At 30.9% G+C, this 22,054-nt stretch carries 21 protein-coding genes and 13 pseudogenes; 1 reads left to right on the top strand and 33 read right to left on the bottom strand.

From position 1 onward, the window contains the following. Positions 1–60 precede the first annotated feature (60 nt). The 8 genes and pseudogenes from PL321_RS04750 to PL321_RS04780 form a co-directional block, all read right to left on the bottom strand. Positions 61–651, bottom strand: a complete 591-nt coding sequence (locus PL321_RS04750; RefSeq protein ID WP_273963654.1) for a hypothetical protein — start codon at positions 649–651, stop codon at positions 61–63. Positions 652–1,159: 508 nt separating this feature from the next. After that, positions 1,160–2,233, bottom strand: a pseudogene (gene prfA / locus PL321_RS04755) (peptide chain release factor 1). A 60-nt stretch (positions 2,234–2,293) separates the two neighbouring features. Continuing rightward, complete coding sequence (locus PL321_RS20965; protein ID WP_443110743.1) at positions 2,294–2,497, bottom strand: chromate transporter; 204 nt, start codon at positions 2,495–2,497, stop codon at positions 2,294–2,296. Next, positions 2,470–2,762: pseudogene (locus PL321_RS04760) on the bottom strand (chromate transporter). The gene PL321_RS20965 and the pseudogene PL321_RS04760 overlap by 28 nt, the downstream one beginning before the upstream one ends. Positions 2,763–2,925: 163 nt before the next feature. Beyond that, complete coding sequence (locus PL321_RS04765; protein ID WP_443110693.1) at positions 2,926–3,345, bottom strand: chromate transporter; 420 nt, start codon at positions 3,343–3,345, stop codon at positions 2,926–2,928. 128 nt (positions 3,346–3,473) lie between these two features. After that, positions 3,474–3,923, bottom strand: coding sequence for a N5-glutamine methyltransferase family protein (locus PL321_RS04770; protein ID WP_337961080.1), 450 nt, complete (start codon positions 3,921–3,923; stop codon positions 3,474–3,476). Beyond that, the gene (locus PL321_RS04775) at positions 3,923–4,186 is read right to left on the bottom strand and encodes a hypothetical protein (RefSeq protein WP_273963656.1); all 264 of its coding nucleotides are present in this window, start codon (positions 4,184–4,186) and stop codon (positions 3,923–3,925) included. The genes PL321_RS04770 and PL321_RS04775 overlap by 1 nt, the downstream gene beginning before the upstream one ends. A gap of 1 nt (position 4,187) precedes the next feature. Next, positions 4,188–5,075, bottom strand: a pseudogene (locus PL321_RS04780) (DUF1385 domain-containing protein). A 153-nt stretch (positions 5,076–5,228) separates the two neighbouring features. Between PL321_RS04780 and hcp the strand changes: the two are divergent. Next, positions 5,229–6,874, top strand: a pseudogene (hcp, locus tag PL321_RS04785) (hydroxylamine reductase). Between the two features lie 102 nt (positions 6,875–6,976). On the opposite strand, the gene PL321_RS04790 reads toward hcp, so the two are convergent. The 25 genes and pseudogenes from PL321_RS04790 to PL321_RS04915 all read right to left on the bottom strand — a co-directional run bounded on the left by PL321_RS04790 (position 6,977) and on the right by PL321_RS04915 (position 21,967). Then, positions 6,977–8,200 carry an LTA synthase family protein gene (locus PL321_RS04790; protein WP_273963658.1) on the bottom strand — a complete coding sequence of 408 codons (1,224 nt, stop codon included), beginning with the start codon at positions 8,198–8,200 and terminating at the stop codon, positions 6,977–6,979. Positions 8,201–8,223: 23 nt separating this feature from the next. Further along, the gene (locus PL321_RS04795) at positions 8,224–8,781 is read right to left on the bottom strand and encodes a hypothetical protein (protein ID WP_273963659.1); all 558 of its coding nucleotides are present in this window, start codon (positions 8,779–8,781) and stop codon (positions 8,224–8,226) included. Then, a complete protein-coding gene (locus PL321_RS04800) occupies positions 8,756–9,538 on the bottom strand; it encodes a glycosyltransferase family 2 protein (RefSeq protein ID WP_337961081.1) in 783 nt (260 codons plus the stop codon). The genes PL321_RS04795 and PL321_RS04800 overlap by 26 nt, the downstream gene beginning before the upstream one ends. Before the next feature lie 117 nt (positions 9,539–9,655). Further along, positions 9,656–10,030, bottom strand: a complete 375-nt coding sequence (locus PL321_RS04805; protein WP_273963661.1) for a glycosyltransferase family 2 protein — start codon at positions 10,028–10,030, stop codon at positions 9,656–9,658. After that, a pseudogene (locus tag PL321_RS04810) lies at positions 10,031–10,764 on the bottom strand (WecB/TagA/CpsF family glycosyltransferase). 495 nt (positions 10,765–11,259) lie between these two features. Next, positions 11,260–12,526, bottom strand: a pseudogene (gene hemL, locus PL321_RS04815) (glutamate-1-semialdehyde 2,1-aminomutase). A gap of 10 nt (positions 12,527–12,536) precedes the next feature. Next, positions 12,537–13,497, bottom strand: a pseudogene (gene hemB, locus PL321_RS04820) (porphobilinogen synthase). A gap of 1 nt (position 13,498) precedes the next feature. Then, positions 13,499–14,106, bottom strand: a pseudogene (locus PL321_RS20970) (uroporphyrinogen-III synthase). A gap of 321 nt (positions 14,107–14,427) precedes the next feature. Further along, a complete protein-coding gene (gene cobA, locus PL321_RS04835; protein ID WP_273963666.1) occupies positions 14,428–14,940 on the bottom strand; it encodes a uroporphyrinogen-III C-methyltransferase in 513 nt (170 codons plus the stop codon). A 9-nt stretch (positions 14,941–14,949) separates the two neighbouring features. Then, positions 14,950–15,808: pseudogene (hemC, locus tag PL321_RS04840) on the bottom strand (hydroxymethylbilane synthase). 187 nt (positions 15,809–15,995) lie between these two features. Then, positions 15,996–16,136 carry a hypothetical protein gene (locus PL321_RS04845; protein WP_273963667.1) on the bottom strand — a complete coding sequence of 47 codons (141 nt, stop codon included), beginning with the start codon at positions 16,134–16,136 and terminating at the stop codon, positions 15,996–15,998. Positions 16,137–16,204: 68 nt separating this feature from the next. Further along, positions 16,205–16,420 carry an NAD(P)-dependent oxidoreductase gene (locus PL321_RS04850; RefSeq protein WP_273963668.1) on the bottom strand — a complete coding sequence of 72 codons (216 nt, stop codon included), beginning with the start codon at positions 16,418–16,420 and terminating at the stop codon, positions 16,205–16,207. Beyond that, positions 16,384–16,506 (bottom strand): annotated as a pseudogene (locus tag PL321_RS04855) (glutamyl-tRNA reductase); the annotation flags it as partial. The gene PL321_RS04850 and the pseudogene PL321_RS04855, both read right to left, overlap by 37 nt. A gap of 35 nt (positions 16,507–16,541) precedes the next feature. Then, entirely contained in the window at positions 16,542–17,378 is an 837-nt protein-coding gene (locus tag PL321_RS04860; RefSeq protein ID WP_337961083.1) for a hypothetical protein, read from the bottom strand. Then, a complete protein-coding gene (locus tag PL321_RS04865; RefSeq protein ID WP_273963671.1) occupies positions 17,375–17,542 on the bottom strand; it encodes a hypothetical protein in 168 nt (55 codons plus the stop codon). The genes PL321_RS04860 and PL321_RS04865 overlap by 4 nt, the downstream gene beginning before the upstream one ends. Before the next feature lie 96 nt (positions 17,543–17,638). Beyond that, a complete protein-coding gene (locus tag PL321_RS04870; protein ID WP_337961084.1) occupies positions 17,639–17,899 on the bottom strand; it encodes a precorrin-6A/cobalt-precorrin-6A reductase in 261 nt (86 codons plus the stop codon). Next, positions 17,896–18,198, bottom strand: a pseudogene (locus PL321_RS04875) (precorrin-6A/cobalt-precorrin-6A reductase); the annotation flags it as partial. The pseudogene PL321_RS04875 and the gene PL321_RS04870, both read right to left, overlap by 4 nt. Before the next feature lie 42 nt (positions 18,199–18,240). Next, positions 18,241–18,982 (bottom strand): annotated as a pseudogene (gene cobJ, locus PL321_RS04880) (precorrin-3B C(17)-methyltransferase). A gap of 27 nt (positions 18,983–19,009) precedes the next feature. Continuing rightward, on the bottom strand, positions 19,010–19,231 hold the full coding sequence (locus PL321_RS04885) for a cobalamin biosynthesis protein (protein WP_273964411.1): 222 nt from the start codon (positions 19,229–19,231) through the stop codon (positions 19,010–19,012). Continuing rightward, the gene (locus tag PL321_RS04890; protein ID WP_273963673.1) at positions 19,189–19,926 is read right to left on the bottom strand and encodes a cobalt-precorrin 5A hydrolase; all 738 of its coding nucleotides are present in this window, start codon (positions 19,924–19,926) and stop codon (positions 19,189–19,191) included. The genes PL321_RS04885 and PL321_RS04890 overlap by 43 nt, the downstream gene beginning before the upstream one ends. Beyond that, positions 19,923–20,673, bottom strand: a pseudogene (gene cobM / locus PL321_RS04895) (precorrin-4 C(11)-methyltransferase). The gene PL321_RS04890 and the pseudogene cobM overlap by 4 nt, the downstream one beginning before the upstream one ends. 305 nt (positions 20,674–20,978) lie before the next feature. Beyond that, complete coding sequence (locus PL321_RS04900) at positions 20,979–21,320, bottom strand: SAM-dependent methyltransferase (protein WP_273963674.1); 342 nt, start codon at positions 21,318–21,320, stop codon at positions 20,979–20,981. Beyond that, complete coding sequence (locus PL321_RS04905; RefSeq protein WP_273963676.1) at positions 21,317–21,601, bottom strand: hypothetical protein; 285 nt, start codon at positions 21,599–21,601, stop codon at positions 21,317–21,319. Before PL321_RS04905 ends, PL321_RS04900 begins: the two co-directional genes overlap by 4 nt. Positions 21,602–21,624: 23 nt before the next feature. Then, positions 21,625–21,846, bottom strand: coding sequence for a 50S ribosomal protein L11 methyltransferase (locus PL321_RS04910; RefSeq protein ID WP_273963678.1), 222 nt, complete (start codon positions 21,844–21,846; stop codon positions 21,625–21,627). Next, positions 21,836–21,967, bottom strand: a complete 132-nt coding sequence (locus PL321_RS04915) for a hypothetical protein (RefSeq protein ID WP_273963679.1) — start codon at positions 21,965–21,967, stop codon at positions 21,836–21,838. The genes PL321_RS04910 and PL321_RS04915 overlap by 11 nt, the downstream gene beginning before the upstream one ends. Positions 21,968–22,054: the final 87 nt, after the last annotated feature.

Genomic DNA, 22,054 nt, shown 5'->3' on the forward strand with positions numbered 1-22,054 from the left:
TAGGGTTATATATAACCTTGACTCCATACAACCTCTCCTTTTCAAATTTCTCCTTAAAGTTTATGAGAGGTTGTATTCATCTATAACTAATTTTATGTATTTTATTGCTCTATCTGTAAAGTGAGCCCTATAGCAAGTTTTATAAAGTTTATATAAATAAAAATACTTTTTAGCCCCTCCATTTTTAATTATATAACAGTAAAAATTCTCCCTTTCATATAACTTAGAGGCCTCTTTATAGCATTTTAGATAATCATTATGATTTAATGCATACTGCTTGTCAAATAGAATTAGTGATTTAGAACGCTTCATTCTATCTATTAATAGTATGATTTGAAAATCATCATATTTTTCAACAACATCTACAAAGAGTATATCATCAAAGGGTATTTTAACAATCTTACTAAAGAGCTTTTGAACTTTTACTCTGTCCTGATTAAATATTATATCAAAGGTGGAATCGATATACGCCCTAAACATATAAATTATAAATAAAAACTCTATTATATATAAATTTGCATATATCAGAGTTCTTTCTAAACCTATAAAATATCCCTGATCATCAAGAACCTTTACAAGATAGAGCATTACTATCATTACTATTATAGAAAAAAATATACTTCTTTTAAACTTAGCCCTTTCCTTTGCCAATTTCTTTTTATCTTCACCATACCACCCCTTTAATGCAAGTCATTCCCCTTTATTTAGGTTTTTAAACATCTCCATCAATATATTTCGTCCATTTTTGGTGGTAAGCACATAAAAAACTCCTGACTTTGTTTTAATTTGAGTCAAAAAGTTTGACTGCACAATCCCTATATAATCTTCAATATACACTCTCCTCCATAAGAAAAGCCCTTTAAAGTTCATACCTTTGCTATCAATACTTACTTCTAAACAGAACCTTCTTAAATAAAATAATAATATAAACAAATCAAATCCTATATTTATATAGTTTACATAGGCATAGCTTTTTTATAAAGTACAAGTAAATAAGAAAAAATTATTGATAGTACAAATAGCGGAAAGATAAAATACAAGGGTTTATTTGCTATATAACGCTTCATTATTTTACCTCCAACTAAAAATTTGGGCATGCTGTGTAGCATGCCTTAACCTGTTGAATTGTTAGCATAAAGCTAAAAGATAAATCTTATTACTATTCTCCTGCAGCCTTTAATTTTTCTGCCTGGTCATTTGTAATAAGTGCATCTATCATTTCATCTATTTCTCCGTCTAAAAATGCATCAAATTTATATATTGTAAGCCCTATTCTATGGTCTGTAATTCTACTTTGTGGGAAGTTGTAGGTTCTTATCTTTTCACTTCTGTCCCCTGAACCTACCTGACTCTTTCTCTCCTCTGCAATTTGACTTTGCTGCTTTTGTAGCTCCATTTCATAAAGTCTTGCCCTTAATACCTTCATTGCCTTTTCTCTATTTTTTATCTGGGACTTTTCATCTTGGCAAGTTACAACAATTCCTGTTGGAAGGTGTGTTATTCTAACTGCTGAATCTGTTGTATTAACGTTTTGTCCACCGTGACCTGATGAACGATAAACGTCAACCCTTAAATCATTTGGATTGATTTCAACCTCAACATCCTCAACCTCAGGTAAAACTGCAACCGTTGCAGTAGATGTATGAATTCTTCCACCTGATTCTGTTTGAGGAACTCTTTGAACACGGTGAACCCCACTTTCATATTTTAGTCTACTGTAGGCACCTTGTCCTTTTATCATAAATATAACTTCCTTATATCCACCTATTCCTGTTCTCATTTACTGACATAACCTCTACTTTAAAATTATGTCTTTCAGCATATCTTGTATACATTCTAAATAGATCACCTGCAAATAATGCTGCCTCTTCTCCACCTGCACCTGCTCTTATTTCTACAATAACGTTCTTATCATCATTAGGATCCTTTGGAAGAAGTAAAATTTTAAGTTCCTTTTCAACTTCTACAACTTGTTCCTCAAGCTCCTTTATCTCTTCCTTTACAAGCTGTTCCATCTCATCGTCAAGGCCGCCCTCTTGAAGCATCTCCTTATCTTCCTTCAGCCTTTTTGTATATCCTTATACTCCCTGTACTTTAAAACAATTGGTTCCATTGAACTGTGTTCTTTGCATAGCTTTTGAAAAAGATTATTATCTGCAATAATCTCAGGGTCTGCTATTTTCTTTGAAAGTTCTTCATACTTTTCTTCAATAAAATCTAATTTATGCAACATAGTTATCACTCCATATAATAATATAATTTACAACATACCTATCTTATTTTAGCAATGAATTTATTTAGTTGCAACAAAAATATTATTAAAAAAGAATATACCAATCATACCACATATAATCAAAACAAATATGGTATCTAACTTAAAATATATAAGTAATATTAGAGATAAACAATATATAATTACATCCTTTACACTATTAACATTGCTTCTAAAAATAGAATAGGAGGCATATATTAAAAGTCCAAGAACTGCTGGTCTAATTCCATTAAAGGCCCTTTTACACCTTCCTTTTCATAAAACCTCTTTAAAAAGGCTGCAATTATCAAAATCATTATAAAGGAGGGGGCTACAACTCCAAGTGTTGCCATTATACCTCCGAATACTCCTGCCAATTTATACCCTATATAGGTTGCAGAATTTATTGCAATAGGCCTTGAGTCATTTGAGATATAGCAAGTATATCTGAAAACTCCTTCATAGTCAAAAATCCTCTACCTATAAATTCCTTTTCAATAAAAGGAAGCATTGCATAACCTCCACCTATCGAAAAGGCACCTATCTTAAAAAATATTAAAAAAGCCTAAATGCCATCCCTATCCCCCTAATCATAATACCTAAAATTGCCGCCGATATAATTATTACTATAGGGTCAAATTTTAAAAACATAAATAGAACCGTAAGAGCAGTTATTATATAATAGTACCACTTAAACTTTTTAGTTTTTGCAATCTTAAATGCAGAATAAAAATTAAGGCTGCAACAGCAGGTCCTGCACCTTGAAAGAACTTTTTAACATATTTATAATCTAAAAAGTTTGTTAAAAAAGCTGCAATAAAAAGTATGGATAAAAAGGATGGAAGGACGCATCCAAGTGCTGCAAATATAGAACCTAAAACTCCCCTTAATCTATATCCTATATACACAGACATATTAACAGCAAGGGCCCCTGGTGTAGATTGGGATACAGCCAGTATATCTAAAAACTCCTCCTTATCTATCCACTTCTTTTTATCAACTACCTCCTCTTGAATAAGAGGAACCATTGCATAACCACCACCTAAGGTAAAGGCACCTATTTTAGCAAAGGACATAAAAAGCTCAAATAACATCTTACCCCTCCTTGCAAGTATAACTCTATCAAGTCCTGCCAAATCCTTAATACACTCAATATCTTTATAATCCTTTGAAAGGATATTAAATAAATCCTCTCTTTGGTCATATCCTATTTCAAAGGCAATTAACCCATCCTTTTTAAAAATCTTAACGCATCCTCTGCTATCTTTCTATAAAATACAAGTCCATCCCATCCTCCAGATAGAGCCTCATAGGGTTCATAATCCTTAACATCCACCATTAAAGTAGGGATAACTTCATCCTTTATATATGGCGGATTAGAAACTATTACATCAACACTTCCCTCTAAATCCTTTGGAAGATTTGAAAAAACATCACTTTTTAAAACCAATACCCTGTCTTCTACTCCAAGCCTTTTAACATTAATCTTTGTAACCTTAATTGGTGTATCCATTAAATCAAGTGCATAGACTCTACTTCCTTCAATTTCCTTTGCAAGTGTAACTGAAATTGCACCACTTCCGCATCCTACATCAACTATAGTAGGATTTTTGTAATCACTACTTCTTTTTATAACCTCCTCAACAAGTATCTCAGTATCAGGACGTGGAATTAAAACTCCCTTTCAACATAAAACTCATACCCGTAAAATTCCCTTTTATTTATTATATAGGCAACTGGTTCTCCCCTTTTTCTTCTATCTACATATTCTATAAATTTTTCTATTGTCTTATTGTCTAATACCTCATCTCTATGAAGTATTAAATATATTCTATCTTTACAAAGTACATCGCTTAAAAGAACCTCAGCATCAAGCTGAGGTGTATCTGAATTTATATTTTGGATTCCATATCTTATTGCCTCATAAATAGTCATATTATTCCTCCCCTATGGCAGCCTTTAGTGCAGCAATTGCCACCTCTATTTGTTTTCGTCGGGTTCTCTTGTTGTAAGCCTTTGAAGCATAAGCCCAGGAAATGCTAAAAACTTTGATAGGCTTGAGTTTGATTTACCAAACCACTTTATTACCTCATAGGAAATACCCGCAACAACAGGAATTAAAGCTATTCTTGATATTATTCTTACAATTACATTCGGCCATCCAAAAAGCTAAATATAAATATACTAATTAACATTACTATTAGAAGAAAATTTGTTCCGCATCTTGGATGAAGAGTTGAAAACTTTGAAACATTCTCAACAGTAAGTGGTAATCCTGCCTCATAGCAGAATACACTTTTATGCTCTGCACCGTGATATTCAAAGACTCTTCTTATATCCTCCATTTTACTTATAAGATAAATGTAAATAAGGAAAATAATTAATCTTAATAAACCTTCAAATAAATTAATATAAATAGTATTTTGTATTTTTACCTTAAAAAGTTTGCTGTAAATGTAGGTAAAAGCACGAATAAAAATATCGCAAATGCAAAGGAGGTAAAAAGAGTTAAGCTCATTATTATGTTTTCCGATTTTCCTTTAAACTTTTCATCAAGATATTTTTCAAACCTACTTTTATCCTCTTCCTCCTCGTAAAAGGATGCTGAATACTGCAGTGTTTTAATACCTACAATCAAAGATTCAATCATAGATGCTGCACCACGTATAAAAGGAAGAGAAAGTATTTTGTATTTTTTATATAAAGGCTCTATATTCTCAACGCTAACCTCAATTTCTCCATCAGGCTTTCTTACGGCAACTGCCATTTTATCCTTTGCCCTCATCATTACACCCTCTATTACTGCTTGACCTCCAACCTGCATAAAACACCTCCATAATTATCAGTATATTTTTATATTATCAAAGATGAATATGGTTGTCCACAAAATCACTTATCTAAATAAAAGGTATATATATATTTATTTTTTTTTTTTTTGAGCAAACTAATACTGTATCTATATAAAGGAGGTTTTGTTATGGAGGAATTGATGTTTTGCTATCAGTGTGAACAAACAATTGGTGGAAAAGGTTGTACAAAGGCAGGTAACTGTGGTAAAGATGCAGAAGTTGCAGCATTACAAGATTTACTTGTATATCAGTTAAAGGCAATTGGATTTTTAGGCAATGAATTATTAAAACAAGGTAAAACAATAGATAAGGAAATTTCAAAGTTTGTTGCAGATGTCTGTTTTTCCACCCTTACAAATGTCAACTTTGATCCAGAAAGATTTATATGTTTTTTAAAGGAAGCTGAAAAGATAAAGGAAAATTTAAAATCACAACTTGGCACTTTACCACCAAATATACCTGAATGTGTAAATTATAAACTACCAGATTCAAAGGATAAAATGTTACAAGACGCTAAAAAGACTGGTATAATGTATGACCAAACCTTGGATGCCAATATTCGTTCTCTTAGAGAAACTTTGATTTACGGTATTAAAGGTATGGCAGCCTACGCACATCACGCCCACGTTTTGGGATATATTGATGAAGAAGTTAACAATTTCTTCTATAAAGGTTTAGCTGCAACCCTTGACAACTCATTAACTGTAGATGATTTATTTAATCTAACTATGGAATTTGGTAAAGTTAATTTAAAATGTATGGAACTTTTGGATAAAGCAAACACACAAACCTATGGGAATCCTGTACCAACACCTGTTTTAATAACAAAGAAAAAGGGCCCATTCATAGTTGTTTCTGGCCACGATCTTAAGGATTTATATGAATTACTGGTTCAAACTGAAGGAAAGGGAATAAATATTTATACCCACGGTGAAATGCTTCCTGCCCACGGATATCCAGAACTTAAAAATTTAAACACCTTGTTGGAAACTTCGGTGGTGCTTGGCAGGACCAACAAAAAGAGTTTGATAATCTACCAGGATGTATATTAATGACTACAAACTGTCTTCAAAAACCTCGTGATTCATATAAAGATAGAATATTTACAACAAGTATTGTCGGATGGCCTAAAGTTCAACATATCGAAGAAAGGAATGGTAAAAAGGATTTTACTCCAATTATAAATAAAGCACTTGAACTTGGTGGATTTACTGAGGACGAACCAGAAAAGACTATACTTGTTGGTTTTGGTCATCATACTGTTTTATCACTTGCCGATAAAATTTTAGATGCTGTAAAACAAGGTCAAATTAAACATTTCTTCTTAATAGGAGGTTGCGATGGTGCAAGGCCTGGAAGAAACTATTATACAGAATTTGCACAAAAGACTCCAAAGGACACAATAATACTAACTCTTGCCTGTGGTAAATATAGATTTAATAAGATGGATTTTGGAACTATTGGGGAGTTCCCAAGGCTACTTGATGTTGGGCAATGTAACGACTCCTATTCTGCAATTAAAATAGCCCTTGGTCTTGCAGATGCACTAAAATGTACTGTAAACGATTTACCACTTTCATTAATTTTATCTTGGTATGAACAAAAAGCTGTATGCATACTTTTAACTTTACTTTCTCTTGGAATAAAGAACATATACTTAGGCCCCAGTTTACCTGCATTTATTTCACCTGATGTACTTCAGGTATTAATTGATAAATTCAATATTAAACCAATTTCAACTCCTGATGAGGATTTAAAGGTGATATTAGGATAAAACAAATTCCACTAAGGAAAACCTTAGTGGAATTTGATACGATTTAATTAAATGCATAAATATAACCCATTATATTATTTAATTGCATAAAAATTCATAACATTATTTGTTTATAACCTTTACTAAAATATTATTATATTTTATTATCTTATTTATTTTTTCTATTATATTAGTATCTATATTACGTATTTCATTATTATCAAAATCCTTATATTTATTCGTATAAGTCAAATATATTTTATTACCATTTTTATATATTCCCTGTGGTAAATAAACATAGTCCTTATTTTTAAATATAGATTGACTTACTTCTGTTGTAGGTCTATTTATACCAAACAAATGAAATACAGTTGCAAATATATCTGCTTGTCCATAGATACCATCAGCCCTACCTTTAACCGCTTTGTCTGGTAACATCACCAATCCCCATACTTTAAATTGATTATACCAATCATAGTCATCCTCTATTGAAACATTTATGAATGAAGCTAACTCTTGTCTAAAATTATATGGTATTCCGTGATGGTCACCATACATAATTATAACAGTATCTTGCAGTATACCCTCTTCTTCTAATTTGTTAATGAACAGTCCTATTTGTCTGTCTAAATAATGAATTGATTTTAAATAATCACCAATTAATGTTCCTTCAAACTTTCCTACGTCTAATTCATTTGAGAATTTAGGATCTCTAAAAGGGTAATGAGTTGACATAGTTATCATCATATTATAAAAAGGTTTTGGTAATTGCTTAATATATTCTATACTCTGTCTTAAAAAGCTTTCATCTGATAAACCAAGTAATATCTGTTCATCTATCTCATAATCCTGTTTATTGAAAAATTTATCTACACCCATATTTCTATATACAATACCTCTATTCCAAAATGATTCGTTATTTGCGTGCATTACATAAGATTTATAACCTAATTCTTTAAATATTCTCGGTAAAGAGTTTTTAAATTTATTATCTGTATAATAAACAGGTATATCTGGTGTTGATAATAGACCATTGTTTACTATAAATTCCGCATCTGATGTTCCTCCAATTGTTGTTTGGATATATAAATTAGGCACTTCATAATATTCCTTTGCTAATCTATTTAAGTTTGGTGTAATCTCTACACCATTAATTGTTTTACCTATTACAAAACCTTGAAATGATTCTAATTGTAGTAGTATTAAATTTTTGCCTTTATACTTCCCATATAACCAATCGTTTTCGTTATAATATTGTAATGTTTGCTTAGCTTCATTAATATCATTAGCATTATATAAATATGCCATATTTTTTATATATCTCTTTAAGTCTAAATAGTGATACATAAGAATATTAGTTGTTGAAGCTATCATATGTTTGTTATAAAACTGGTCAAAAACTGTACTGTTTCTTTTTTGGCATAGGAAATTGTTGAATTCACTAATACTATCCCAATTATTGCAAAAACTGATAATCTTGTTAGTATATCCATATACTTTATATTTAAAATTTCCTTCTTACTTTTATTAAATATAAATTTTATTAAACAGATAAATAGTATATCTATTATAAAAATTAGCATAAACTTAAAGGAAAAATTTCTTGCTATTGATGATGAAATATCATCAAGATACTTTACACTTGTTATATTAAAAATTGAAACTATATCTTTAAAATAGGTATAGTTTAATATATTAGCTACTAATATAAACGATATTAGCAGGTTAAAAACTATACTATATTTCAAGTAATTATCTATTCCAAATAAGCTTAATATAAATGTCAAAATTAATATTACTCCTAATAATGAAATAAAATTAAATAATGTATTATTTATATTTATTATATTATTAAATATAACTATCTTCATTGTTAAAAATACAATAAAAATTATATACAAACTAAGCACCTTGATAGTTTTGTTCAATATCTGCACCTCCATTCTGTCCTTCTCTTTCTTGTATATCTTCAATAGTTAAACCCCTCGTATGAACTGTATGAACCCATTGTTTGTCCTTTCGTTTTATCCATCCGATTACTGTAACTGGGAACCAAGTTAATCCATAAAAATAACAAGGGATTAAACCTAAAATGTATTTTAGTGACACGTTCTCTTTAATTAATATTACTACTGGTATTATATAGTTAATACATAAACTAATTAGCATTAACCATAATGGAAATATGATTTTACTAAACCATAGTTCTGGAAATAAAAATTTTAACATTAATGACAATAAAACAAATAAATTTGTTAATACTTTTGATGGTTGTAATAAATAAAATGCTGCATCTAAAGCAACTATATCCTTATCCTTAATAGCTTTTCTAAATAAGGCAATTGTATACCTATATGCACAATCCCAATGTCCTTGCATCCATCTTACTCTTTGTCTCATAGATGCTCTTAATGTTAATGGTTTCTCATCATATATCTTTGCTTCGTGTTCCCAATGTACGGTTATATCCTTTAAAACACACTTCATTGAAAACTCTAAATCCTCTGTAAGACTTAATGCATTCCATCCTAATTCCTTAAGTGTATTATAATTAATACAAAAACCTGTTCCACCTAATGCTGCACATAAACCTAAATTCTCTCTTGCAAGCTGAAAGGCCCTACTTGTTATCCAATAGGCCAATGCACTTGATACTGTTATCCAAGTATCATCTGGATTTTGTATCTAAATATCCTTGGATTACTTTATGTCCTCTACACAATCTATTGTTCATCTTAATTAAGAAATTTTTCGAAACAAGATTGTCTGCATCAAAAACACATACACCATCATATTGTTTCTCTAAATTAAATAAATACCCTTCAAAAATTCCTTAAGTGCATATCCCTTACCCCTAAATTCATTGTTAAACCTCTCATATACTTTAACTCCTGCTTGTCTTGCAATATCTGCAGTGTTATCTGTGCAGTTATCAGCTATAACAAAAATATCATATAGTTCTTGCGGATAATCTAACTTCTTTAGATTATCAACAATGCTACCAATCACTGCACTTTCATTGTGTGCAGCCACAACTAATGCAAAGGATTTTTGGGGAGGTATATCTTTCGATTTATTTAATTTAAATCCCCATAAGGATATTAAACTATAATAGTAAATAAACCCCAAATAATAAACCTGTAATGCATAAGACAACGTTATTATTAATAATTGCACTTAAAACTCCTCCTCTCGCGTATTAAACCTTGGCTTTACCTGTTTTAACCTTAGACTTAGTTCTAACAAATAAAAATTAAATTTTATAATACTAAATACCTTTTTAAATCTTTTTGGTTCTAATAATGCACGCCATAACCACTCCAATTTTAAATTTATAAATACCTTTGGTGCCCTCTTTTATAACCTGAAAGAACATCAAAGGCACCACCAACAGGAATTATTAATTTTACGTTTAATCTCTCATATGCCCTGAATATAAATTCTTCTTGCATAGGTGAACCTAATGCTACAAACAATACATCTGCTTTGCTTTTATTTATATCATTTATTAAATCTTCTTCATCATATCCATATCCTGGTTTGTTACCAACAATATTAACACCCTGTTCTTTTAATCTTTCAACTAAACTATTATTTACTTCTTCCTTTGCACCAAACAAATAAATTGATTTTTCCTTAAATTTATCAACTATAAATTGCATAACTTCAATTCCAGGTAATTTTTCTATCGTAAGATTGTTTAAATTTTTAGCTAAATATACAGTAGTAATACCATCAGGTATTAAATAATAATTTTCAACTAAAGGTAAATTATTAAATATAATATTATTCAAAATCTCTCCATTTGCAGAATATAAACAAATTTTATTCTGGCTAAACAAGAAATCAACAATATCATTAACATCTCCATAAATTAACTTAAATCCTAAAAGGGAAACAATATGAAACACACAAATCCCTCCTATTAATAAAAAATACTCAACTATAATTGTTTAAATCTGTAATTAATTTATAAATATTTAAAATTTACTTTGATTATCAAAGCATTAATGTGACTTTGCTTGTATGTATTACTACTTAGTTTTCATATTTGTTAACTTTATATCTATGTATTATTAGGTATATTTTATTTGAGAAGTTTTTGACTTGTTTTATGTAGAGAATATTAGATATGTTAAATAAATTGTATAAGAATAATCAATCTATTTAGAACTTGTAACGACAGATATTTTATAGATAATAAATACCTATGTTAAGAATTAAGTCTAATTATATAATATACTATTATTCTAAATATTTATATCGGGAGTTGAAGGTAATAGAGGAAAATATAATCATTATAAATATATAACGATAAACCACATATAAAATTTTATCTATAGTATGAAGATCTTTTTAGATTAAGTAACTTTATTCTTTAAAATTAAATTCCACTAAGGAAAACCTTAGTGGAATTTGTTCAATACATCCAAAAACTCCTCTATATCACTCATTGAATGTTTAACAGAAAGAAACATAGCTTCGAATTGAGATGGAGAAATATATATTCCATTTAATATCATATGTTCTGCATATCTTCTATATAAGTCTACATTACATTTTTTGCATCATTATAGTTTTGAACCTTTTTCTCCTCAGTAAAGAAAACAGTCATCATTGAACCACATCTATTTATTACAAAGGATATATTTTTTCTATTTAATATATCACTTATCTCTCCTTCTAAATAGCTTGATAGTGCTTCAAGTTGTTTATAATATCCTCTATTGTTTTTCAATTTCTTTAATGTAGCCAATCCCATAGAAACCACAACAGGATTACCTGACATTGTTCCAGCTTGATAAACAGGTCCTAATGGTGATAAATTCTCCATAATATCTTTTTCCCACCGTAGGCACCACAGGGAAGACCTCCACCCATAATTTTAGCAAAGGTCACTAAATCTGGTTCTATATCGTAAACTTCCTTTGCACCACCAAGTGCCACTCTAAATCCTGTCATAACCTCATCAAAAATAAGGAGTGCACCATACTTTATTGTTATATCTCTTAAAAACTTTAAAAACTCCCTTGTTGCAGGTACAACCCCCATATTACCTGCTACAGGTTCTACAATTACACAGGCAATCTCATTCCCCCATTTTTCAAAAACTTCCTTAATACTATCTATATCGTTGTAGTTTGCAATTATTGTATTTTTAATACTATCCTTAGGTACACCTGCACTACCAGGTATATTTTCTGTCATAACACCAGAACCTGCATCCACCAAAAATCCATCGAAATGTCCGTGATAACAACCTGAAAACTTAACAACTTTATCTCTTTTTGTATATCCTCTTGCTAATTTTATAGCACTCATTGTAGCCTCTGTACCTGAGTTAACCAATCTTATCATATCTATTCCATATACCTCACAAATTAGTTTTGCAAGTTCTAACTCTAAATATGTAGGTGCACCAAAGGCTTGAGCCTCCCTTAATGTATTTATTGCCTCATTTATAACCTCCTCATCACTGTGGCCTAAAATCATAGGTCCCCAGGCAAGTACAAAGTCAATATACCTTTTGCCCTCCTCATCGTATATATAGGCACCTTTTCCTCTTTTTATAACAGGAGGATTTATATTAAGTCCTGTATAAGCTCTTACAGGACTATTTACCCCACCTGGCATATACCTTTTAGACTCATTAAATATTTCCAAATTATTCATATTACTCCTCCTACTTCCTTAAAAGTTTTGCAACATTAAGTGCGTGGTAGGTTATTATAATATCGGCTCCAGCCCTTTTAATAGAAGTTAATATCTCCATAACTATCTTTTCTTCATCAATATATCCCATTTTTGCAGCTGCCTTTACCATTGCATATTCTCCACTTACATTATATGCTGCTATTGGATGATTAAATTTATCTCTTGTCCATCTTATAACATCAAGATATGAAAGGGCCGGTTTTATCATTACAATATCTGCCCCTCATCTATATCGTATTCAATCTCCCTCATTGCCTCCCTTATATTACAAAAATCCATCTGATAACTTTTTCTATCGCCAAACTGTGGCTTTGAATAGGCTGCCTCTCTAAAGGGACCATAAAAACTTGATGCATACTTTGCTGAATAGGACATTATGCCAACATTTTTATAGCCATTTTCATCAAGTACGTTTCTTATTGCCCTAACTCTTCCATCCATCATATCAGATGGTGCCACCATATCAGCACCTGATTTTGCGTGGGATAAGGCTATCTTTGCTATGTATTCTAATGTAACATCATTATCCACATAATTATCCTTTATAATTCCACAATGACCGTGACTTGTATATTGACACATACATACATCGGTTATTACAAATAAATTTGAAATCTCTTTAATTTTTTAACTGCCCTTTGCACTATGCCATCTTCACAAAAGGCGGAAGTCCCAAATTCATCCTTATTATTTGGAACCCCAAATACCAATACACCCCTTATACCTAATTTTTCTACCTCCTTAACTACTTCATCAAGCTTGTCTATTGAATATCTATAATTCCCCTCAAGCGAAGGTATTTCCTCTTTTATGTTGATACCCTCAACAACAAAAATAGGATAAATTAAATCATCAACAGTTAATACTGTTTCCCGAACAAGTGACCTTATGTTTTCATTTATTCTTGTTCTTCTTGTTCTATTTATCATTTTAAAAACCTCCTAAGACAGTCTGAATTATACCATCTACTGTATATTCCTTTGGCATTTTAGCCCTAAATCCCTCTTTTTCTATCTCTTTACCTGTTATAGGTCCAATTGCAACTATTTCCTTATCCTTTAAAATTTCTTTTCCATATAGCTTTACAAAATTTCTAAAGGTCGAAGGACTTGTAAAGGTATATATGTCACAATCTATATGTTCTCTTTTGTCCTCTAAATCTAACTCATATATATATACTTCATCTACCTTGGCCCCTATATTTCTTATAGAGTCTACCAGAAACTCTCTTGCCCCTTTTGCTCTTGGAATCAATATTTTTTCACCTTTACTTATTTTATCTTTGATTTGTTCAAACAAACCCTCCTGTGTGTAATAGTCACCACAAAAGGAGACGATACCTCTTCTTTTAGTGCATACTTAGTCTTCTCTCCTATTGCATATATATTTCCCTTAATTGAACGTATATCAACATTTTTATCTATTAATTCCTCAAAGAAAATCTCTACACCATTTACGCTTGTAAATATAATGTGATGGTAAGTGCTTAGCCTATCTATATAATCATCTAACGAACCTTTAATCCTTTTTATTTTTATAGACGGAAGTTCTAAGACCTCACCCCTAAGGCTAAAATCCTGTTTTTAAATTCAACTATCTGTTTATTTGGTCGTGTTATACATATTCTTTTTCCAAACAGAGGCTTTTTTGATACCAATTAAGTTTACCTCTAAAGTCAACAACTTCACCTGCAACAAATATAGCTGGTGTTCCTATTTTTGCTCTTTAACTTTATCCAATATATCACAAAGTCTTCCACTACATACCCTCTGTCTGCTTGTTGTTCCACTTTCTATAACTGCACAAGGTGTATCTTTATCCTTACCAAATCTTATTAAATTTTCAGTAATATTTTTATCTCAGACAGTCCCATCAAAAACTAACGTTCCATTCAATTTAGAAAGAGCTTCATAATCAATTTTTAGTTCTCCTTCACTTTTTGCTGTTAATATTGTAATGGACTGTGATACTCCTCTAAAAGTTGCTGGTATACCTGCATAGTTTAAAGCTGCAATAGCAGAGGTTACACCTGAGATTACCTCAAACTCTATCCCCTCATTATACAGCCTTATAGCCTCCTCTCCTCCACGTCCAAACACATAGGGGTCTCCTCCCTTTAATCTTGCAACTATCTTTCCCTTCTTTGCATTCATAACAATTAAATCATTTATCTCCTCTTGAGTTTTATAATGCTTTCCTGCCTCTTTACCACAAAATATCAGCTTTGCATCTTCCTTCGAATAATTTAATATGTTTACATTTATCAACTTATCGTATAGTATAACGTCGGCCTCTTTTATTGCCCTTATTGCCTTTAAAGTTAAAAGCTCCTCATCTCCTGGGCCAACACCTATTAAATATACCTTTCCCATACTATCCTCCTAAATAATTCTTTGAACTAATTTATTGCATAAATTTAAGTAATCCTCTTTATTTCCTTCTATACTTGCCTTTTTAGAGTTCCTGAAACCTCATTAGAGGCAATTATATACACTCTTTCCTTATCTATTTTTGCATAGGCACAGGAGGCACTATGACAACCTCCCTTTAAAAGCTTCATTATGTATTTTTCAATCCTACAACATAAATTAACATCCTCATTATCTATTTTCTTTAACAAATCTTTGTAAATACTTTTTTAAGAATCTCAACACCTAAAATTCCCTGATTTGCTGCTGGAACAAAATCTTCAGTATCAAAATAATCAGTAATCAAAGCCTCAAGTCCTAACCTTTTTAACCCTGCCGCAGCAAGTACTATACCATCCAACTGTTCTTCTTCGATCTTTTTAATTCTTGTTTCTACATTTCCTCTTATGGGTACAATTTCTAAATCATTTCTTATATTTAAAATCTGCATTGCTCTCCTTCGACTACTTGTACCTACTCTTGCCCCTTTTTTAACTCAAAAACTTTGTCCATTCATTGAAACAAAGGCATCCCTCGCATCCTCCCTTACAGGTGTTGCTATTATTTCAAATTCCTCACCTAAATCATAGGGAACATCCTTCATACTGTGTACTGCACAATCAACTTCACCTTTTAAAAGTGCATATTCTATATCCTTTGTAAATAAACCCTTTCCTCCAATCTTATCTAAAGTTACATCAAGTATTTTATCTCCCTTTGTAGTATATAGAACCTTTTTAGCCTGTATATTTAATTTTTCATTTATAAGCACTATAACCGTATCTGCCTGAACTTGTGCAAGTGTACTCTTTCTTGTTGCCACCCTAATCATAAAGACCTCCAAAAACATATTTAAAACCAACTTATGTTTATCTTTTAAATAGAAGAAATAAAAATCCTCACTATAAATAAAATTAATTATATTATCCTTTTGCTCATTTGATTTTACCTTTTCTCTTACAAGTCTCATATCGTATAAAAATCCTCATATTTTATTGTAGCCTTCGCTATCCTTTCCTTTAAAAAACTGCCCCCTTAGGACTTCCATTTGATGTCAATCCAATAGAAAAACCCTTATTTTTAATTACAATCGGAGAAAAGCTGTTACCCTCTCTACTCTTTGAACATATTACATACAATTTTTTCAGTCTATCAAGCATTGCTTTTATGTCCTTATATTCTCTAACTGCAACTATTACTAAATGATATTCCTTTAATAAATTTAAACTTACTTCCCCTTAATTAAAGGAATGTTTAATGTATTAAAATCCTCTATAAAGTCCCTTGAAACTATATCTGGCCTTATTCCTTGATTAAGTAGACCCTTAGCCTTAAGATAACCAACCCTTCCACCACCAACTATTAAAACTCTAATCTTATCTACATAAACCCCTATAAATCCTGAATCTAAATCATAAATATCTTTTCTACAATCCTTAAACATTCCTCTCCTCTTCCCTCTAAAAATTCATTTTTTAATACCTCTATAGCCCTATTTACATAGGCATCAGAGGTACTTTTAAATAAAACCTGTAAAGTTTCAAAATCACTTTTAGGATATTTATTCATATACCTTTTAAGCCTTGCCATATAAACACTATCTGAACTTTTTGAAGCCTTTTTATAACATCTGAAAGACACCTTGTATTTACAAAGCTCATAAATTTTTCTAAGTGTTCATCTATTACATACCTATTTTCCTCCATAGTCCTTCTTCTTATTTCTATGTTTTCATCATTAATAGCTTTTATCGTATCTATGTCAAAATAAACTATATCCCTTATATCAGCTATATCCTCCACATCCTTGGGTACTGCTAAATCAAATACATATCCTTTAAAACTTTTTAAATCTTCCCTTTTCAAAACTATATGGGGTGCTGATGTTGCAGAAATAATACACTCCACATCCTCTATATATCTATTTTTATCTTTAAAATTGATTACAGATATCCTGGTATCTTCAATATCAACCTTGTCAACATCTCTTACTGCAATATATAGAACATCAAAATTTGATGATAAAATATATTTTAATGTAAGCCTATTTACATCTCCAAATCCTATAAGCATATATCTTCTTATTCTTCTTTTTCTACAATAGTTAGCAATAATAGAAGAAGATGATACTGGATAGGTATTTAATCTACTTTTTACCCTAAACTCCTTACCACAGGAGATTGCCTCATCAAATAATCTCTTTAAAGTACCACTTATTACTCTAAGGTCCTCTGCTAAAATCAAAGCATCCCTTATCTGACCTAATATCTGTTCTTCACCTAAAATAATTGAGTCAAATCCACAGGCTACATTTAAAAGATGCAAAACACACTCTTTTTCTTCTTTTATAAAAAGTACATCCCTAAAATCCTTAAAATTTAAAACTTCTAATATTTCATCTATATTTTTTCACCCTCTATGTAAATTTCAGTTCTATTACAAGTTGAAAGTATAATACAACCCTCCACTATTTCTTTTAAAGCAATAAGTGTTTCTCTTAATTTAGTTTTTGAAAAAGCTAATTTCTGCCTTATATTAAGGGGAACATTTTTAGAAACTCCAATCACATAAATCAAAATACCTCCCCTTTTCTATAATTTTTACTATCTCATCTATGTCAAATCCTTTTTCTTCCTCTCTATCAATAACAAGTGGTATTACTCCTAACTTTTTGCTGCATTTATCTTTTCAATTGTTCCTCCCAATATCCCGCTATTTTTCATAACTATATAATCTGCTCTATACTCCTTTAACATAGCCATATTAAACTCCTCAGAAAAGGGGCCCTTTATTGCAATTATCCTGTCCAATTCGATATTTTGTTTTATACATTCATTCAAGCCTTCTACAGAAGGTAAAATTCTATAAATATATCTTCTATCTTCTCTTCCCTTTTCAAATATATAGATATTCTTAGAACCTATAGTAAATAAAAAGTTCCCTTCTTAGTCTTGATAAAATTATTACATTCATCATAATCCTTAAAAACAACACATCCCTCTAAATCAACCCTATCCCTTGAGTAACGAATATATGGTATACCTTTTATTTTGCAGGCCTTAAATGCATTTTTACTTACATTTTTAGCATAGGGATGTGACATATCAACAACCATTTTTATTTTATTTCTCTCTATAAAGTTCAGCATATCTTCGTATTCAAGTTTTAAAACAAGAGGATTATACTTTCCATATTCCTTTTTTCCATCTATAGTTGCAACCGTTAATACGTAATCCTTTTTATATTATCAAGTAATATCCTACTCTCAGATGTTCCTCCTATTATCCATATCAAAGCTTGTACCCCTTGGAGTTATCATATATCCATTTTTAACATAGGTTTGACTATTTCCTACAATAAGTACCGTAGACATATCAACAGAATCATAATTAATATCCTTCATCATAGTTACTACAACCTCTTGATTTTCCCTTAAGGCATTTTTAACAATACCTACAGGAGTACTGTCCTTTCTATAAAGTCTTATTATGTTCATAGCATATTCAAGGTGATTTATTCTACCTGAACTTTTAGGATTATACAGTACAATTACAAAATCGGCCTCGGCTGCCGCTTTAACTCTCCTTTCTATTACCTCAAAGGGAGTTAAAAGGTCACTTAAGCTAATTGTACACATATCGTGCATTATAGGTGCACCAATCTGTGAAGCTGCCAAAAGGCTGCCGTAATTCCTGGTATATATTCAACTTCTAAATCATCTATCATCTCATAAATTGGCCCTGCCATACCATAAAGTCCTGCATCTCCAGAACTTATTATAGATACAACCTTACCCTCCTTAGCCTTATCTATGGCAAATTTACATCTATCTATCTCACCCTTCATTGAATTTGAAAAACTTCTTTTCCATTTAATAGTGGTTCTATAAGGCTAATATATCCTGTATAACCAACAACTATATCTGATTCATTTATTGCATCTATTGCTCTTTTTGACATATCCAATATATTGCCAGATGAAATAGAAACTACATATACTTTTCCCATACTACTCCTCCAAACAAACAGAAATTGTTACTCCATCCTTTTAAACTTCTTTACTATAAGGCTGCCTCCTAAAAGTCTTGCACAGGGTTCTGAAACAGCCTTTACTCCAACACTTTTATACACAAACTCATCCATTTCACAATCTACATTGTTTATTTCATCTTTGTTATAAAATACAATTGGTACATTTAAATCTCTACTTAACCTTAATAGTGCTTCTTCATCCCTTTTAAGTTCAAAGCTTGCAATCTTTTTATAGAGTTTATGCTTATATCATTATTGTCAAAGGCATAATATAGCGTCCTATAAAGTGCTTCATAGCTTATGCCTCTTTTTAATCCTATCCCAACATTTAAAACCTTTGGTCTTAAGATTAAATGTGGTCTACTATCCTGAACCTTTTTGTAAGTTATATAGAGTGCAATTTCTGAATCTTTACTTTTAAATTTATAATCATAATCAACACTAACATCCTTTATTAAATCAATCCTCTTTTTCTCTATCATTGCCAAGGAAATAAGTTTTAGATTTTCTTTATTTTCAATAAGCATATTGTGCTCTTTAGCAAATAAATCAACTGCATATATGTTATGTACATCTGTTGAAGTTGTTATAACTGGTGTTGCCTTTAATATATTTGCAATTTTAAGGCAAAGCTCATTTGCTCCTCCAATATGGCCTGAAAGAAGACTTATTACAAAATTACCACCATCATCTATAACAATTACTGCGGGATCATCGTATTTTGATTTTAAAAACTTAGATATTGTTCTTACTGCTATTCCAGTTGATGAAATAAAAACAATTGATTTTGAACTGTTAAATATTTTTTCCATATTTACTTTATATGAGCTTTTATCATATGTATAAACGCAATCAAAATATTCTCTCAACCTGTTGGCAATTTTTTCTCCATAGCTTGTAAAATAAATAATGCTAATCATAACGCATCCCTAAATTCGTGGCTAAAATTCTTATCATACAATTTACTGTAGGTTTTACAATCCTTTAGAAAATAACCTACTAAGATTTGAGCCGTTTTCTTTATATTTTTCTCTTTAACCTTTTTTGCAATATCCTTCAAAGTTCCCATTATTATAACTTCATCCTCCCAAGTTGCCTTATAAACAACAGCACAGGGTACGTTTTCATCCTGATAACCCTTTTTAGCTTTTCAACAACTCCTTCTATATCGTGTACAGATAAAAATATTGACATTGAAGACTTATGGGATGCTAAAGCTTCTAAATCCTCCTCTTCTGGCACATAAGTTCTTCCTGATATTCTTGTCAAAATAACTGTTTGAGTAACATCTGGAACTGTAAATTCCCTATTAAGCCTTGCACAACTTGCAGTAAAAGATGATACCCCTGGAACAATTTCGTAAGGGACATTTAAATTAGAGAGTTCCCTCATCTGCTCAAGTATAGCACCATATATCGTAGGGTCTCCTGTATGAAGTCTGACTACTTTTTGCCTTCTTTATAGGCTCTATAAATAACCTGAGTAATTTGTTCTAAATTCATAGCTGAACTATCATATACCTCAACGTTTTCCTTGCAAAATTTAAGATGTTCTGTGGAAATTAGAGAGCCTGCATAAACTACAACATCTGCCTCCATTAGCATTTTTCTTCCCTTAACCGTTATCAAATCTACATCTCCTGGACCTGCACCTATAAAGTACACCATATAATCAGCTCCTTTTGCTATTATCATTGATAGATAGTCATTATCCTTTAGTATTTCATTTCTATCTGTTAAAACAGCCTCTCCTATTTGAGTACACCGCTTTACATAAAAGTATCTAAATCCCTTTTCTTCAAAAGCATTTAATATTTTTTCTTTATTTAGTGTTTTTAAGACAATTATTGCATCCAATTCTTCTAAATTAACTCCTTCTATAAAATCACAAACAATCATTCTCTCTCCCTTTCTCAAGAGAGGTTCATTTATCAAAGAAGATGCTGCAACAAAGGAAGGTATTCCTGGTATTGTTAAAACTTCTGCACCAAGTTTTTTATTTCATCAGCTGTATAGGAAAAGGTACTATAAATACTTGGGTCTCCAAGGGTTAAAAACACAGATGTCTTTCCTTTAGATAGTTCGTATATTTTTTCTGCATAGTTTTTATACAAATCCTTGCTGCATCCCATTGGTATGTCTAAAAATATAATATTGTCCTTATCCTGTAAAAATGGTTTTGCAATCTCATAGGCAATGGATTTACCACAACTTTCTGGAACAAATATATATGCTGCATTATTTATAGCATTAATAGCCTTTAAAGTTAAAAGTTCAGAATCACCAGGGCCAACCCCTACTCCTATAAGTTTCAATTTTTCACCGCCTTTACAATAAAAACAGGATTATTGGCTCTAAACATTATCCCATCAAAATTAGAAGTGTTTAAAAGCTTAACTTCTAATTGATAATTCTTTAACTTATCTATCATTTTTGTGTATTTATTCGTAACAAAATTAGCTACTATAACTCCACCCTTTGTAAGTTTTCTATCTACAAGCTCTAAAATTTCATCTATATTACCATCTGTACCGCCTATAAAACATTTGTTGAAATCTAAGTTTGATACAACATCCTCCGCCCTTTTATAAATCATTTCTATATCAACATTAAATTTATCTATATTCCTTTTAATACCTCTACTGCTTCCCTATCCTTTTCAATTGATATAACCTTTGCACCTAGTTTTCTTGCCTGTATTGAAATGCTACCAGTGCCTGCACCTATATCTAAAAGCACATCTCCCTCTTTAACATCAAGAAGCGCTAAAGATAGAACCCTTGTTTCAAATTTTGTCATAGGAACCCTTGAGCGTATAAACTCATCATCTTTAATCCACATAACAAATCACCACACTTAAATCTGAAATTTCCTCAAAGGTATCCCCTATCTTTCCCTCCAATATCCTTTCATCATCATAGGAAAGATTATATCCTACAAAAATAGTTCCATTTTTGTCCATATCCTTAAGTTTTTAGATATTGCATTTGGTGTATTTATTCTATCTGTAAATATTGCATAAACACCTGAATCTAAATCCATAAAATCC

Origin of the sequence: Caloramator sp. mosi_1, from assembly GCF_028622835.1 — a bacterium.
Taxonomy (GTDB): Bacteria; Bacillota; Clostridia; order Clostridiales; family Caloramatoraceae; genus Thermobrachium.

What these genes read in the sequence shown, in the direction of transcription:
- PL321_RS04765 (WP_443110693.1), bottom strand. Translation starts at nt 3,345, where the DNA reads ATGTTATTTGAGCTTTTTATGTCCTTTGCTAAAATAGGTGCCTTTACC.
- PL321_RS04775 (WP_273963656.1), bottom strand. Translation starts at nt 4,186, where the DNA reads ATGACTATTTATGAGGCAATAAGATATGGAATCCAAAATATAAATTCA.
- PL321_RS04790 (WP_273963658.1), bottom strand. Translation starts at nt 8,200, where the DNA reads ATGTATCACTATTTAGACTTAAAGAGATATATAAAAAATATGGCATAT.
- cobA (WP_273963666.1), bottom strand. Translation starts at nt 14,940, where the DNA reads ATGGGAAAGGTATATTTAATAGGTGTTGGCCCAGGAGATGAGGAGCTT.
- PL321_RS04845 (WP_273963667.1), bottom strand. Translation starts at nt 16,136, where the DNA reads ATGCTTGATAGACTGAAAAAATTGTATGTAATATGTTCAAAGAGTAGA.
- PL321_RS04850 (WP_273963668.1), bottom strand. Translation starts at nt 16,420, where the DNA reads ATGTTTAAGGATTGTAGAAAAGATATTTATGATTTAGATTCAGGATTT.
- PL321_RS04890 (WP_273963673.1), bottom strand. Translation starts at nt 19,926, where the DNA reads ATGATTAGCATTATTTATTTTACAAGCTATGGAGAAAAAATTGCCAAC.
- PL321_RS04905 (WP_273963676.1), bottom strand. Translation starts at nt 21,601, where the DNA reads ATGATTTATAAAAGGGCGGAGGATGTTGTATCAAACTTAGATTTCAAC.
- PL321_RS04910 (WP_273963678.1), bottom strand. Translation starts at nt 21,846, where the DNA reads ATGTGGATTAAAGATGATGAGTTTATACGCTCAAGGGTTCCTATGACA.
- PL321_RS04915 (WP_273963679.1), bottom strand. Translation starts at nt 21,967, where the DNA reads ATGGACAAAAATGGAACTATTTTTGTAGGATATAATCTTTCCTATGAT.